12 protein-coding genes are annotated in these 14,394 nt (G+C 41.6%); 4 read left to right on the top strand and 8 right to left on the bottom strand.

The window, feature by feature from the left end:
- Window positions 1-23 precede the first annotated feature (23 nt).
- The 5 genes from rfbD to ACFSJE_RS10415 all read right to left on the bottom strand — a co-directional run bounded on the left by rfbD (window position 24) and on the right by ACFSJE_RS10415 (window position 6,031).
- The gene (rfbD, locus tag ACFSJE_RS10435) at window positions 24-800 is read right to left on the bottom strand and encodes a dTDP-4-dehydrorhamnose reductase (RefSeq protein WP_379830914.1); all 777 of its coding nucleotides are present in this window, start codon (window positions 798-800) and stop codon (window positions 24-26) included.
- Between the two features lie 68 nt (window positions 801-868).
- Complete coding sequence (locus tag ACFSJE_RS10430) at window positions 869-1,918, bottom strand: hypothetical protein (protein WP_379830913.1); 1,050 nt, start codon at window positions 1,916-1,918, stop codon at window positions 869-871.
- A gap of 4 nt (window positions 1,919-1,922) precedes the next feature.
- The gene (locus tag ACFSJE_RS10425; RefSeq protein WP_379830912.1) at window positions 1,923-3,611 is read right to left on the bottom strand and encodes a DUF6909 family protein; all 1,689 of its coding nucleotides are present in this window, start codon (window positions 3,609-3,611) and stop codon (window positions 1,923-1,925) included.
- Between the two features lie 53 nt (window positions 3,612-3,664).
- Window positions 3,665-5,161: a GH3 auxin-responsive promoter family protein gene (locus ACFSJE_RS10420; protein WP_379830911.1), complete on the bottom strand. Its 1,497-nt coding sequence runs from the start codon at window positions 5,159-5,161 to the stop codon at window positions 3,665-3,667.
- Window positions 5,162-6,031, bottom strand: a complete 870-nt coding sequence (locus tag ACFSJE_RS10415) for a M23 family metallopeptidase (protein ID WP_379830910.1) — start codon at window positions 6,029-6,031, stop codon at window positions 5,162-5,164. It abuts the gene before it with no gap.
- Between the two features lie 167 nt (window positions 6,032-6,198).
- Here ACFSJE_RS10415 and tatA point away from each other — a divergent pair, with 167 nt between their 5' ends.
- The 3 genes from tatA (at window position 6,199) to ACFSJE_RS10400 (ending at window position 9,101) form a co-directional block, all read left to right on the top strand.
- A complete protein-coding gene (gene tatA, locus ACFSJE_RS10410) occupies window positions 6,199-6,393 on the top strand; it encodes a twin-arginine translocase TatA/TatE family subunit (protein ID WP_379830909.1) in 195 nt (64 codons plus the stop codon).
- A gap of 231 nt (window positions 6,394-6,624) precedes the next feature.
- Window positions 6,625-8,685 carry an OmpA family protein gene (locus ACFSJE_RS10405; RefSeq protein ID WP_379830908.1) on the top strand — a complete coding sequence of 687 codons (2,061 nt, stop codon included), beginning with the start codon at window positions 6,625-6,627 and terminating at the stop codon, window positions 8,683-8,685.
- Between the two features lie 245 nt (window positions 8,686-8,930).
- Window positions 8,931-9,101, top strand: a complete 171-nt coding sequence (locus ACFSJE_RS10400; protein ID WP_379830907.1) for a DUF6747 family protein — start codon at window positions 8,931-8,933, stop codon at window positions 9,099-9,101.
- A 71-nt stretch (window positions 9,102-9,172) separates the two neighbouring features.
- Here the strand turns inward: ACFSJE_RS10400 and ACFSJE_RS10395 are convergent, their stop codons facing one another.
- The 3 genes from ACFSJE_RS10395 to ACFSJE_RS10385 all read right to left on the bottom strand — a co-directional run bounded on the left by ACFSJE_RS10395 (window position 9,173) and on the right by ACFSJE_RS10385 (window position 13,100).
- On the bottom strand, window positions 9,173-10,171 hold the full coding sequence (locus ACFSJE_RS10395) for a DUF4837 family protein (RefSeq protein WP_379830906.1): 999 nt from the start codon (window positions 10,169-10,171) through the stop codon (window positions 9,173-9,175).
- 12 nt (window positions 10,172-10,183) lie between these two features.
- The gene (locus ACFSJE_RS10390; protein ID WP_379830905.1) at window positions 10,184-11,791 is read right to left on the bottom strand and encodes a LysM peptidoglycan-binding domain-containing protein; all 1,608 of its coding nucleotides are present in this window, start codon (window positions 11,789-11,791) and stop codon (window positions 10,184-10,186) included.
- A 118-nt stretch (window positions 11,792-11,909) separates the two neighbouring features.
- Window positions 11,910-13,100: a phosphoglycerate kinase gene (locus tag ACFSJE_RS10385; RefSeq protein ID WP_379830904.1), complete on the bottom strand. Its 1,191-nt coding sequence runs from the start codon at window positions 13,098-13,100 to the stop codon at window positions 11,910-11,912.
- A 132-nt stretch (window positions 13,101-13,232) separates the two neighbouring features.
- Here ACFSJE_RS10385 and ACFSJE_RS10380 point away from each other — a divergent pair, with 132 nt between their 5' ends.
- Window positions 13,233-14,384: a DNA polymerase III subunit gene (locus ACFSJE_RS10380; RefSeq protein ID WP_379831555.1), complete on the top strand. Its 1,152-nt coding sequence runs from the start codon at window positions 13,233-13,235 to the stop codon at window positions 14,382-14,384.
- Window positions 14,385-14,394 lie beyond the last annotated feature (10 nt).

Below are 14,394 nucleotides of genomic sequence, written 5' to 3'. Positions count from 1 at the left end.
TCCAAATCGCAGAACCTTAAATTTTAGATAAGAACGCTATTCTTAGGCCTTTTTGCGAAAGTACGATAATTCCTATCCAATACAAGGTGGACCTTATCACTCAATCCATTTTCATCCAATATCTCTCGGGCAAAATCGTACCAAGTCATAGGTTTCCCATCTGTAAAATGGTGTGTGCCAAATTCTATGTTTCCTGTCAATACCTCTCCAAAAATGTACTTTGCCAAATTTTCGGCATTGGTTGGACATCCCTTTTGTGAATCGGTAACATGTATATTTTCACCTCTTTTTGCTTTTTCCAAAATGGTCCGATAAAAATTATGCCCAAACTTTTTGCTGTATAGCCATGAGGTTCGTATAATAAAATGATTGTCCCATATTTGCCGAATATATTCTTCTCCCTTCAATTTAGATTTCCCGTATTCATTAATTGGATTTGTCGGGTCACCAACAGTATAAGGCGATTCCTTTTCACCATCAAAAACATAATCTGTTGAGATTTGTATTAATGTGGTCCCATATTCTTTGCAAGCCAAGGCTAAGTTTTTAACCCCTTCTGTATTTACCTTAAAAGCAATGTCGGGAGTTTTTTCTGCTTGTTCTACGTTAGTATAGGCGGCGCAGTTAATGCAGAAATCGTAGTTGCCCTTTTTAAATGCTTCATTAATACTTGCTACATCGGAAATATTGAGTTCCTCAGCCGTTTTAGCATCAATATGAAAATTTTCATAAAAAAGAGCTTTTTCAACCAAAGTTTGGCCAAATTGGCCTCCTGCGCCAGTAACAATGACTCTTTTCATAAAAAAATATTGGGTTTGGCAATGACATTAAAATTGAAAAAACAACTTTGCCTTTCTGCGGGCCCCTTTTATTTTTTATTGTAGGTTTTCAAAAACCGATTAAGTTCAAGCAGGGCCGAAATCCCTAGTACCAGAGCCAACAAAAGCATAGGAAGTTTGAATTTAAAACTATTCCAAATCCCCTTTTGTTCAACACCCCTTGTTGGAAAATCACTAATGACATTAATAATAGTTGACTTATTGGCTTTCTCCTCGTTAAGTTCCACCAACTTTTCTTTAAGTACATCTTTTTCCTGTATCAAAGCGAGCTCTCTATTTCTAGAATCCCCACTTTCGGCCATATTAATGCTTGTTCCCTGCATGGGTTTATCTGCTTCTTTAACCATAACCGTTCTGTATAAACTTTGCAAAGAATCGATTTCAACCAACTGTTGTTTGTAAATACCCTCTTGAAGTTCCAAGTTATCATCATTAATCTCTTTCTGTAGTTTAAAATATTGGTTTACAGATATAGAGTTGATTATGGCAGGTTGCATTTTCTTAGCTACCCTGTTGTTCGTGCTAATAACCGAAATCTGATGAAACCTTGCATCCAAGGAATTAAAATTCTTCAAATAGTTCTCAAAGTCAATGGTTTTTATGGTGGTTGTATCCAGCTCTTTTATGAACTTGTCAAAAAGCTTTATTTTTTGATTTTCATCGGAGTATGAATCCACAAATATTTCCTCAACGCTGGCAGCTTCATGCTCTGTAATGTTCAGTGCAGTTGCCAAGGCAACGGAGTCCTTTGCGTCTGCCAAATCATTGTAAAAGGCTATGTTGTTATAAAGCTGCTGCACGCTATTAAAGTTAGGCTCAACCACCATTTTGGAAATATACTTTTCTGGGAAAATACTATCCATGATAAATCCGCCAATTCCGCCAATAATCAATGCCGCCCCTATGATTATTATATTTTTCTGGATGAACAAAAGAAAGAGCATCAAAACATGGAAAATTCCCTTAAAAATGCTACCAATAAAATTGAAGAATTTTTGAAAACCTCTTCCTATCATCTGGAACAACTGTCCCAAATCTATTTCGTCTGAAGAGTTCTGATTTACCGGTTGGTCTGCCATATGTTTATGAATTGAATATCTGTTTTAAAATTCGGTCTGTAATTAAATAGGTGGGCTTTACCCCCGTTGTTCCCAGTCCACCAGAAGCCAACGTGCTCCCTGTTTCCAAAGGATTGTCCGAGGCATAATACGCATACCTCACCTTTACATCTTTTTTGATGCTCTTCCGTATCTTGGATGCAGACTGAATCGCTTTTTGATAATGCACTCCTTCCATTTCCAGGCCAATAACATTCCATGTGGACTCATAAAAGAACTTCAAAATATCCTTGTTCTGTAAAGAGGTTCCCAAAACCGTGACCATGGTGCCCTCCAAAACCTTTAGGCCATGACCTTCAAAATCCGCGGCACTTAACTCATTATGGAAAGGATAGTTATCTGCCGTTCCCTCAAAAATATGGGCGGATGGAATCATTAAATCTCCTTTGCCTCCTTCCAAAATACCGGCCTTGCCCATGATTGATACGGAATCCACATTCAAAAATTGTTTTTCCTCTCCTTCTTCGATTGGCTTCAACAATTCATCAATCGTCTCATAAGCCTGTTCCCCAAAAGCATAGTCCATCACAAATATAACGGGTTTTTCCTCGTCTTGGATTCCTTCAGGTAAATCATAGCAACAAGCATCTTTTCCCAGTTTGGCGGTATCAAAAATCTGAACATCAATGTTAGCACCGGATGCATCATCCAAGAAAATCATTCCATTCTTTTCGGCATTCTTCCTCACCTTTTCATGAAGATTATTGTTGATGGTGGCGCTCAACGTTTCAAAAATCTCCAGCGAAGCTGCCTTGGGAAACTCCTTTGCCAACGCCTTTCTGGCAAACAAAGAATTCATCACACTGTGCATATTGGCACTGATGATATGAATTGGCCTGTGCAGTAAGTTATGGTCAGTTAGCGTCTTCTTGATCATATCTGCCCACCGTTCTCCGTGGATATGATGCCCTAAACGTTCCCGCAATAACGGGCTAAACGTAATGGTGCGCTTATTTCCAGTGGTTTCCTCCTCAATGGCCAGTTTACCCAACCAATAGATGACATTTAAAAACCGGTCTGGGTCGTTGGGCTTTTTGAGCTTTTTATAAATACTGACCACCTCATCAAAGGTCCTTGACAAAATATTCGCGACGTGGATCAGGGCAATTTCCCGTTCACTTTCCTTTTTCTCCGCTTGTTGAACAAAGCGTTCCAACTTGTCCCAATCATGAATGGTTGAATTGCCGTCTTCCACCAAAACCCGTTTACAGATTTTTCCCGATTCAATGAACAAAAAGGTCAAGTGGGTGAGGATGTCATAAATATCGCTTCTGCCCCGGGTAATCTCAATGTTCATCTGAACATCATCAATTCGGTAGCAATTACGTCTCCGTTTTGGGGGAATGATGGGTTTTAGATGGGATTTGGAAAAGCCTTCGTCTGATGTCAGGTTGATAAAACGACATTCCTCTATGCCTTCCGGCAATCGTTCCAACACATAGATCAACCCGTTCAATTCTGATTTGTCCTCTGCTACCGTTCCATAAATTTCCGGCCGAAGCAATAAGAGAGCACTCCTAAGTGCATTCCCTGATACACCTGAAGGTTTGTAAAATCCACGATTGAGCAGATGGCGCATGGTAATGTACAAGCGCTCTATCGCATTAGTGGACTCCTGTGCCCTAGTGGTCTGTTTTACTTCAGTTGCCATCATTATTGAAGCAAAAATACATGAATTCCTACGAAAGTTGAGCCGTTAATGGCGATCTAAATTTTGAAAGGCTGGAGTCCATCGGCCACCTTACGGTCATTGGAGAGGCGTTGCACCTTGTTTTGGCCTCCCAATTTGCCTATTGTTTTCATATATTCTTGAAAACCACCAGATTTAATAGCGCTAATTTTTACGGGCTGAAGAATGTTGCCTACAATTAAATCGTAATAATAGCTGTTCTGTTTTTGCATGCTCATATCAATAAGCTGAGCGAATTTTGATGGTTGGGAAGGCTGCTTTTCAAACTCTATAAACCACTCGTGATAGGGGAGCTCGTCATCAACGGGGCTGGTCTGTGGTGCTACGGTAAACTCATTTACCACGGCATCTGTTTGCTCAACGGCAAGCTTCAATGCCTCTTCCACCTCTTTTGCAATGACATGCTCACCGAAGGCAGAGATAAAATGCTTAATTCGGCCTGAAACTATGATCTTATAAGGGTCCTTCGAAATAAACCGAACAGTATCCCCGATATTATACGCCCATAACCCTGCATTGGTGGAAATGATCATGGCATAATCCACATCCAATTCCACCTCTGCAATAGTCAGTCGTTTGGGGTTTTCGGAAAAGAATTCATCGGCTTTAATGAACTCGTAGAAAATGCCGGAATTCAAAAGCAACAACATGCCTTTCTCCTTTTGCGAATCCTGGTAGCCAAAAAATCCTTCGCTGGCAGGGAAAAGTTCAATGCTATCCACTTTTCTGCCGATTAAGTTTTCAAACTTGGCCCTATAGGGTTCGTAATTGACCCCTCCATAAATGAACAATTGAAATTCCTTAAAAAGTTCTCCTACCTTTTTTCCGGATTTGGCCTTGAGTTTCTCAAAATACATTTGTACCCATGATGGAATTCCAGCAATAACGGTCATGTTCTCATGTTCGGTCTCCTCCACAATTTTGTCCACCTTGGTCTCCCAATCCTCAATACAATTGGTTTCCCAGCTTGGCAGCCGGTTTTTTTGAAGATAGTTGGGCACGTAATGCGCCGATATACCTGAAAGTCTTCCCAGCTTAGTGCCATTCTTCTCTTCCAAAATGGGACTTCCCTGAAGAAAAATCATTTTTCCATCCACAAAATCAGCATTACCGGTTTCATGGATGTAGTTTAAAATCGCATTTCGAGACGCCTCAACTTGATGTTTTATGGACAATTTGGTAATCGGAATATATTTTGCGCCGGATGTAGTGCCCGAAGTTTTCGCAAAATATATGGGTCTTCCGGGCCAAAGCACATCGGTCTGGCCTTCAATGATTTTCTGCACATATCCTTTTAGCTCCTCATAATCCCGAACTGGCACTCTGTCCGCAAAATCCTGAGGTGTTGAGATATTGGAAAAGTTATGGTCTTTCCCAAATTGGGTTTGAGCCCCAGCGGCAATCAATTCCCTAAAGACCTTCTGCTGGGTTACTACAGGGTTTTGAACCCATTTCTCATTTTTTTGGGCTATCCGCTTGGCAAAAATCTTTGCTGCAAATGATTTTAAAGACATTTAGTTGAAGTCGATATAATTCTGTGGGTCCACAGGTTTGCCCTTTCTCCAAAGTTCAAAATGCAAATGTGGGCCTGTTGAAAGTTCACCTGTATTTCCAATGGTAGCGATTACCTCACCTGCTTTCACCAAATCTCCCTGGGCCTTGCTCAACGACCCATTGTGCTTATAAACAGAAGTAAGCCCTTCTTGGTGTTCAACAATGATTACATAACCGGTTTCGGAAGTCCACTCGGCAAAAAGTACGGTTCCATCTGCGATGGATTTTACGGGAGTGTCCTTTGGCGCGACCAAATCCACTGCATAATGCTTGGTCTTGGCATCAAAGCCTTGGACCATTGTACCATTGATCGGGGAAAACAACAACGTCCCCATGTTTTCAATGTTCCGCTCAAATAGATTGTATTTGTCTTCCAGTTCCACCTCTTCGCGCAATAAAAGATCTTCACGAATAGGCGTTAAGTCAACAGACGCGGGGTCCAGTTTGTATTGTTCAAAAAGGGAATCACGATTTACTTGATTGTTTTCAATATCACCCCGTAAAACTAGACGCACATTATCCAAATACCTATTGGTATAATTCAAAACGGTAACCAAAGAATCGGTTTTGTAGGTGAGTTCTGTGGCTTGTCGCTTTAATTTTGTTGAAGAATACCCAGGAATATATTCCCTTAGTGGGGTAAACGCAATGATCAAGGTGGTCAACCCAATCAAAACAATAATAAAAAGGGTCCCGGTCACAAAAACGTTGAGTCGATTCAGCTTGAATGAGATCTTCTCCTCAAAGGTGCTTTCATTTAGAATGACCAAGCGATACTTATGCAATAACTTGCGCTTTATCTCTTTTCTTTTTTTTCGGTCCTTCGCCATAATCAACAAAGATAATCTTCCATTTTAATATTGATGTTAAGCTTTTTAAAATACGTAAGATATTCATTGTGGTTGAAACACATTCCCATTTGCTAATTTTCGTTAATCCCATCGTCATTTAAAGTTCTTTTTAGTACTTTTACCTTTCATTAAAAGGTTTTGATGTTATGATTGCTCAAAATATATTTCTTGGTATGATTGGACCATGGCAAATCGTGCTCATCGTGGTTATTGTTCTTTTACTCTTTGGAGGTAAAAAGATTCCTGAGTTGATGAGGGGCCTTGGTAGTGGTATCAAAGAGTTTAAGGATGCCTCAAAAGAAGAGGAGAAATTGGAAGGCGGCAACGAGTCAAAATCCTGATTTTTCCTACTTTTTGGCAGTGTAGACACCTCTAGAAAGCCTTATGATTAAAGGGCTTTTCGATGAAGAACCACAATTTTTTATCATACACGCCATAAATCCCACCGTTCACAACAAAAAGTTATCATCCCCTGTATCTTATTCTATTTTAGCTGTTGAAACTGACGTTAAGCTCTCTTTGCTTAGCCTCCAAATGATCAACGGTTGATTATTTGTGCAGAAGGAGTGGTAATGAAAAAACCGATCTTGCTTTTTTTAATGTTGTTGACCCTTGGGATAAATGCCCAAGAGGTTTCGCTATTGCAATTTGATGATGAGAGCGGTTCTTCAATCTCCCACAGTGATAATACTGTTGATTCACAAGTCGATTTTGTAAAGCATCTTGATGGTCTAAGCGACCGAAAACTCACCCAATTCGTTCGAAAAAAAGGCGTATCCGCAAAGCTCATCCAAAAAGGCGATGAGTACTTTGATAAAATGTGGTATGCCGAAGCTGCCCGTATTTATGATATTGTGCTCGAGAAAAGTGAAGAAAAGCACACATCGGAGCTATTGGCCAAGGCGGGTGACGCCAATTATTACAGTGGAAACTTAGAGAAATCCTATAAATGGTACCACGAACTTTACGAAAACTTCGGAGACCAGATTACGGAAGATCGTTTTTATAAATACACCAACGCATTAAAAGGTACGGGTAAATACCGCCGGGCGGCGGAACTTACCAAATTGTTCCGTCAAAAGCGGAATGAGCCCTTGAATGAATTGGAAAACCTTGCCGCACCTACTTGGAAAAAAACGGCCATGGTGGAAATTAAGAACTTGGCCATCAACTCCAAGTATTCGGATTTTGCCCCCATGTTCCACAAAGACTCTGAAGTAGTTTTTGCATCTGCCCAAGATTCGTCATTTTTAACCACCAGACGATACCGTTGGAACAACCAACCGTATTTAGATCTTTATACGGCCAACACTAAGGATGACAGTGGCGATTTGTACGGTGCCCATAAATTTTCAAGGAAAATCAACACCAAATACCACGAGGCTTCGGTTGCATTTTCTCCTGACCAAAAAACCATCTACTTTACCCGTAACAACTATGGTAAAAAACTCAAACGGGGCAAAAATGGAATCAACCATCTTAAAATTTATCAATCCAAATTGGTGAATGGTGAATGGACCGATGCCGTGGAGGTTGCTTTCAATAGTGAGAATTACTCCACTGGTCATCCAAGCATAAGTCAAGATGGCACAAAAATGTATTTCGTATCCGATAAACCTGGAGGTTTCGGCGAAACGGACATCTATGTTGTGGACATTCTTGAAAATGGCGGCTTCTCCGAACCAAAAAACTTGGGTAGGGGAATCAACTCCAGTGGAAAGGAAATGTTTCCATATATAACAGAAAACACCCTTTATTTCTCTTCCAACCGGGCTATGGGCTTAGGAGGGTTGGATGTGTACAGGGCAGATTATGACAATGAGCTCTTCGGAATCGTGTACAATCTAGGGGAACCCATTAACAGCAGTCGGGACGATTTCTCCTATATTGTTGATGCCTCCGGTGAAAAAGGATACTTTGCATCCAACAGAAAAGGCGGTAAAGGGGATGATGACATTTACTCTTTTACTTCCATCGAAAACCGAAATACCATTTCCGGGACTATTAAAGATGCTAACACCGGCGAGTTGCTGGAAGGCGCTCAAGTTGTTCTTTTGAACAATGACAGCTTCCTTTTGGCCGAGGTGATTACCGATACGGATGGTTCATACCGCTTTGAGGGTCTTGAATCCCAATCCGATTATCTCCTAAAAGTTTCCAAGAAGGGATATTTTGAAAAAGATTCAGGTGTTCGTACCAAGAATAACATCAAAGTTGAGGCCGACCAGTCCTTACAACCCCTCAAAGAAATTATTGATGAGGAGAAGCAACTTGTAAATCTGGAGCCCGATGCCATCTATTTCGATTTTGACCGATTTGATATCAAACCCAAAGCGGCGAAGGAATTGGATAAACTCGTGGCGATACTGAACGAATACCAGGACATGGTCATCAGGATTGAATCACATACCGATGCCATTGGAAGCAGCGTATACAACAAATATCTATCTGACAAGCGCGCAAAATCAACGCGGGACTACATTATTTCGCAGGGTATTGACCCATCTCGTATCGCCAGTGCAATTGGTTATGGGGAAGAAAGACCGCTAAACGACTGTGTGGACGGGCATAAATGTCCTCCTGACAAGCATAAATTGAACCGACGATCAGAGTTTATCATCGTTTCCCAATAAAATATAGCCCCGATACGGGGCTTTTTTATTGCCAAAAATCTCCATTTGTGCATTACGTCGATATTTTCCATCGCCAAACGGCCATACCGCACTCTGCCATATATCGATAAAACCAGCTTCTTTGTGGAAAATCAAGCTACACTTGACGCCTTTATCCCTCTTTTCGTGCCTTTTATCTTAATGTTTTTCACTCCCTGTCTCAAGGTCCAATCTTTGCTTTGTCTTTAAATCTTAAAATCTGACTTATGAAGAAAATGTTACTCATTAAAGAAATTTACATTGAAGGATTTCGCAACTTAGGCCACTTTTTAGTGGAAAAGTATTTTAAAATATTCGCCTGGTTTAGCTTTGTCATGTTTTTCATTGTGCTTTATGCCTTTGTCTACAGAATTGCTACTGGCTTCGCATTTGATTAATCCCCCTAAAGCATTTAAAGAATAAAAAAGCCCGGAAATCCGGGCTTTTTTACTTCGCGTTCACGGTTTTTCTATTCTGATCCTGATGTTGGGCTAAAATCCACCGTTCTTAAAATGGCCTCCAGCTCAAACATGTAGTCCCTTTTTTCTGTTGACGGGGCAAATGTAAAGCCTTCCAGAATCATCTTTCTATGGTGTTCGTCATCATTGATGATATAGGTTAAAAATGGGCCTGCCATTGGGTAGCCTTGAATATCCCAAATTCCACGCACCTCAGCTGCCTTCTTTCCACCAATTTCGGTAGGGAAAACGTAAGGTGCAAATGCCATTTCGGTTTTCATATAGGTGTCTTCGTATGGTCCAGGGACGTATTTCTTTCCGATGGAGTCCCGCATTTTAACAATATCATCTACAAATGTAGAGTCGTTTGAAAAGCTATTTTCTGGCATTTCATACGCGATAATGTTCATGGTACCTTTCGGAATCTGGATATCCATCCACACAAATTTATTGTCACGCTTGCCCACTTTATACAGTGAAGGAACCTTCATGCTTATTCCAAATTCCTCCTCCAACGATTTATCCTTGCTCAATGAGCGTTCAAATCGGTTTTGGGTCTCGGAGAGCTCCAGTTGTTTAAATGCCTCAATGGCCTTGGGGGCCAAAGAATCCAAATTACGGTTCAGAATTTCATGCGTTGGCCCGGTAACAACCGCCACTTTCTGTGGTTTGGCATACGCATCGGTTTTAATATGCGCCAAGGAAGACGAGTCTTGCTCCACGTATAAAATAGACCTGGAATAAGTGGTGGTGGTTTTAAATACTTTGGGAGGTATTTGAACTATGGTAAAAATGGGTTCGGGCTGCGGAAGACCCAAGACTTGGGCCGCGAAATGTTCGCGAATGTTGTCGCCCACATCGCTTCTCCAAAGCTCCGTATCCATCACGACCATAAGTGAATTAACGCCTCCTGTGGATGGTGGAAGAAAGCGTTGTTTAGGTCCTGAATCTTTACAGGACCATAGCACCATTACCAAAATGGCGCTACATAGTGTTCCAAATTTTTTCATATCGAGTTAAATTTACGAAGAACAATCGCACAATTTAAGTTTTGTGCCCGGTTTTAGGTTATTACTACTAAGACCGTTCCATTCTCGTAAATTTTCAATAGAAACTCCAGGATATTTTTTGGAAATCGTCCAAAGCGAATCCCCGGGCTGTACCGTATGTGTTTTGGAGTTGCCAGCCACGGTTCCAGAAGCCGATTTTGTTGCACTTGATTTAGCTGCCGTGCTTTCAGGGATATAGGGCTTTCTTGGAAAAATGGTCAATCGCTGACCAATTCGTAGGTTGTTGCTTCGCAACCCATTCCAGCTTTTAATTTGACTAACTCCCACTCCGTAGCGTTCGGCAATTTTCCCCAAGTAATCACCGCTTTTTACTTTGTAACGTATTTGGCTTTCGGAAGCAATCATTTGAGGCAATGGTTTTTCCAACGAATCCAGTTCCTTCTTCACATAAGCATAGATTTGTTCCTCATTCGCCACAAATTTTCCGATTTTGGATTTGGGCAAACGAAGTGCATAATCCTTTCCTTTCACTTTAGGAATCACATTCAGTTTGTATGCTGGGTTCAACATCTCCAATTCTTCGGTACTGATGTCTACCAACTTCGAGATTTGATCAAAAGTGATGAGGTTTTTTACATGAACCGTATCGGTTTCAAAGTAAGGACGGTCCGCTTTTTTGTATTGAAGTCCGTGCTCCTCGCCATATTCAAAAATATACATGGTGGCCAAAAATGCCGGAAGATAACCCGCTGTTTCACGTGGAAGAAAGGGACGAATGTTCCAATAGTTCTCATACCCTCCAGACCTTCGGATAGCCTTGTTCACATTCCCCGGACCTGAATTGTAGGCCGCCAAGGCCAAATCCCAGTCATTGAAAATCTCATATAATTTGGAAAGATACTTGCTGGCTGCTTTTGTGGCCAATATGGGGTCATGTCGTTCATCCACATAGCTGCTTACGTCTAGCCCATACATTTTTCCCGTGGCATACATGAATTGCCAAAGCCCTTTGGCTCCCACGCGGGAACGAGCTCTTGGATTCAATGCGGATTCAATTATGGCCAAATATTTAATCTCAAGCGGAATATCGTGGTTGTCCAATTCTTGTTCAAACAAAGGGAAGTAGAACTGGCTTGCTGTCATCATGCGCTGCATTAAATCCCTTTTTCGCGTTAAGAAGGATTTAATAACGCTTTCCAATGATGGATTGTAGCTGATGTTGAATGGTGTTTTTTCATTCATTAGAGCCAAACGAGCCTTCAAGGTATCCGTGGGCAAATCCACTACAATAATGGAATCGGTGCCGGGTCCATTCTCAATTTCCAACAACATGTCGCTGAACAATTGGGCACTGCTATGAAGTTCTTTCAACCAAAGGCTATCATACCTTTGTGCCTCTTCCAAATCCAACAGTTGAAATTCTCCATTCTTGCTGGCTTCCAAAACGATTGGCCTACCATCAATACTTGTGCTGGCAAGAGTGATTTCTGGTGCTTCATCCACCTGCAATAGGGTAGAGTCCACGTCTGCCAATTGAATGGAATCAATCTCTTGGGCAGTTACCATGGAAGCTGAAAAAAGAAGCGCTGCACAGATCGCTGTGTTCAATTTTTGGTTCATTTGGACAAGGTTTGGTTTTTGGGGCGAACTAAAATGGCGCTTTTTTCTGAAATATTAAAATTTCGGGTCAAAAACGACTGAATTTTAACTCATTCCCCAATAATCCTTAACGTACAAACTAGTCCAATATTGCAGCAATTCCGGGAAGGGTTCTACCTTCAAGGCTTTCCAACATGGCGCCTCCTCCGGTAGATACATAGCTTACTTTATCTTCAAAGCCAAACTGTTTCACTGCGGCCACGGAATCACCTCCTCCAACAAGGGAAAATGCCCCATTTTTGGTGGCTTCATCAATATAATTCCCGATGGCGATGGTTCCTTTGGCAAAACTTTCCATTTCAAAAACACCCACGGGACCGTTCCACAAAATGGTCTTGGAATTTAATATCACCTGTTTGAAATTCTCCAACGTCTTTGGCCCCGCGTCCAAACCTTGCCATCCATCGGGGATTTTATCAACGTCTACGTACTGTGTGTTGGCATTGTTATTAAAATCATCGGCGGCCAAAACGTCAACAGGGAGATACACTTTTACATTTTTGGCTTCGGCTTGTTTTAGGATGTCCATTGCCAAGTCCATCTTATCGTCTTCGCAAATGGAATCACCAACTTTACCGCCCTTTGCTTTTACAAAAGTGTAGGTCATTCCCCCGCCAATGATGAGGTTGTCAACCTTATCCAAAATATTTTCAATAATGGTGATTTTGGAAGAAACCTTGGAGCCACCCAAAATGGCGGTGACTGGTTTCTCTCCTGTCTGCATCACCTTGGCGATTGCATCAATTTCTTTGGCCAGTAGATATCCAAAGCATTTGTTATTGGGGAAAAACTTAGCCACAATGGTAGTTGAGGCATGTGCACGGTGGGCCGTTCCAAAGGCATCGTTCACATAAATATCGCCGTGTTTGGCCAATGCTTCGGAAAACGCTTCATCACCAGCTTCCTCTTCATCGTGGAACCTAAGGTTTTCCAACAAAAGCACCTCCCCGTCTTCCAATTTTGCAACCGCTTCATCGGCCACTTTCCCAACACAATCCTCTGCAAATTTCACTTCCACTCCAATGATTTCCGAAACGGTTTCAACAATGTGGGAAAGGGACATATCTGGATTTACTTTACCATTGGGTCTTCCCAAGTGGCTCATTAAAACAGCAGAACCCCCATCTTCCAATACTTTAAGAATGGTAGGCTTGGCAGCCTCAATCCTGCTGGTGTCGGTAACATTGAACTCGCCATCCAACGGCACGTTGAAATCAACACGGATCAATGCTTTTTTTCCTTCAAAGTTGTAATCGTCAATCGTCTTCATGTAGTGTGTCTTTAAGAGAAGCTCAAAAGTAAAGATTTCCTGTGTTTTGGTCTTCTCACACGGGTTATATTTTTGTTGTTTTCCCAAAAAATCGTCAAAAGATGGGGAAGCTAAAAAATGTATCTTTGGCTTATGCTGTTCAAAAATGTCTTAGGTCTAGAGCATATCAAAAACCATTTGGTGACCACCGCCAATTCCGGAAGGGTGGCACATGCCCAATTGTTCGTTGGGCCCGAAGGTTCCGGAATCCTTCCCATGGCACTGGCTTACGCCCAATATTTGTTGTGTAGCAACACTGGAGGCGAAAATGAAGGAGAAAATGTAGTCTGCAACACAAAATGCAATTCGTTGACGCATCCTGACCTGCATTTTGCCTTTCCCGTTTCCAATTCGGACAAGGTGAAATCGCATGCCGTGAGTGACCACTATCTGGAAGAATGGCGGCAATTTGTAAAGGAGCAGCCTTACGGTAATCTTTTTGATTGGTACCGACATATCGGCATTGAGAAAAAGCAAGGGCAGATTGGGGTGGATGAGGCCCAGGACATGGTGAAAAAGTTGTCCTTAAAATCCTATGAAGGCGGGTATAAGGTGCTCATTCTTTGGATGGCGGAAAAAATGAACATTTCTGCAGCGAATAAACTACTCAAATTGATTGAGGAACCACCTAACAAAACAGTTTTGTTGTTGTTGGCTGAAGAGGAAGAGCAAATCATCAATACCATCCGTTCCCGATGTCAAATATTGCATTTTCCCCCATTGACCGAGCAAGTCATTACCGATGAACTTATAAAAAAGGGAGTCAGCCCCAGTGAAGCGCATACCATGGCCCAGGAAGCCAATGGAAATTTCAATAAGGCATTGGACCTGATGAACAAGGATTCTGAGGATTTGGTGTTTGAACGATGGTTTGTACAGTGGGTACGAAGCGCCTTCAAAGCGAAAGGAAACAAAGGTGCCATCCAAGAGTTGATCCTTTGGAGTGATGAAGTTGCCAAAACAGGCCGGGAGGTACAAAAGCAGTTTTTAAATTATTGCCTCACCGTGATGCGGCAAGCGCTTTTGCTCAACTATAAAGCCAATGACCTGGTCTACACCAAAATTCATGTTGAGGGTTTTGACCTGAACAAGTTTGCTCCTTTTGTACATGAAAACAACATTTTGGATATTGTGGACGAGTTGGAAAAGGCCATTTTTCACGTGGAACGAAACGGAAATTCCAAAATCATTTTTACGGATCTATCCATAAAACTTACACGGCTGTTGCATACCAAAGCGGCTTAAAAAACTTAAA

Source organism: Flagellimonas iocasae, from assembly GCF_042682725.1.
Classification (GTDB): Bacteria; Bacteroidota; Bacteroidia; order Flavobacteriales; family Flavobacteriaceae; genus Flagellimonas; species Flagellimonas iocasae.
Note: the sequence above shows the minus strand (reverse complement) of the source record. Positions and strands in the feature narration are given on the sequence as shown.

What these genes read in the sequence shown, in the direction of transcription:
- rfbD (WP_379830914.1), bottom strand. Translation starts at nt 800, where the DNA reads ATGAAAAGAGTCATTGTTACTGGCGCAGGAGGCCAATTTGGCCAAACT.
- ACFSJE_RS10430 (WP_379830913.1), bottom strand. Translation starts at nt 1,918, where the DNA reads ATGGCAGACCAACCGGTAAATCAGAACTCTTCAGACGAAATAGATTTG.
- ACFSJE_RS10425 (WP_379830912.1), bottom strand. Translation starts at nt 3,611, where the DNA reads ATGATGGCAACTGAAGTAAAACAGACCACTAGGGCACAGGAGTCCACT.
- ACFSJE_RS10420 (WP_379830911.1), bottom strand. Translation starts at nt 5,161, where the DNA reads ATGTCTTTAAAATCATTTGCAGCAAAGATTTTTGCCAAGCGGATAGCC.
- ACFSJE_RS10415 (WP_379830910.1), bottom strand. Translation starts at nt 6,031, where the DNA reads ATGGCGAAGGACCGAAAAAAAAGAAAAGAGATAAAGCGCAAGTTATTG.
- tatA (WP_379830909.1), top strand. Translation starts at nt 6,199, where the DNA reads ATGATTGCTCAAAATATATTTCTTGGTATGATTGGACCATGGCAAATC.
- ACFSJE_RS10405 (WP_379830908.1), top strand. Translation starts at nt 6,625, where the DNA reads ATGAAAAAACCGATCTTGCTTTTTTTAATGTTGTTGACCCTTGGGATA.
- ACFSJE_RS10400 (WP_379830907.1), top strand. Translation starts at nt 8,931, where the DNA reads ATGAAGAAAATGTTACTCATTAAAGAAATTTACATTGAAGGATTTCGC.
- ACFSJE_RS10395 (WP_379830906.1), bottom strand. Translation starts at nt 10,171, where the DNA reads ATGAAAAAATTTGGAACACTATGTAGCGCCATTTTGGTAATGGTGCTA.
- ACFSJE_RS10390 (WP_379830905.1), bottom strand. Translation starts at nt 11,791, where the DNA reads ATGAACCAAAAATTGAACACAGCGATCTGTGCAGCGCTTCTTTTTTCA.
- ACFSJE_RS10385 (WP_379830904.1), bottom strand. Translation starts at nt 13,100, where the DNA reads ATGAAGACGATTGACGATTACAACTTTGAAGGAAAAAAAGCATTGATC.
- ACFSJE_RS10380 (WP_379831555.1), top strand. Translation starts at nt 13,233, where the DNA reads ATGCTGTTCAAAAATGTCTTAGGTCTAGAGCATATCAAAAACCATTTG.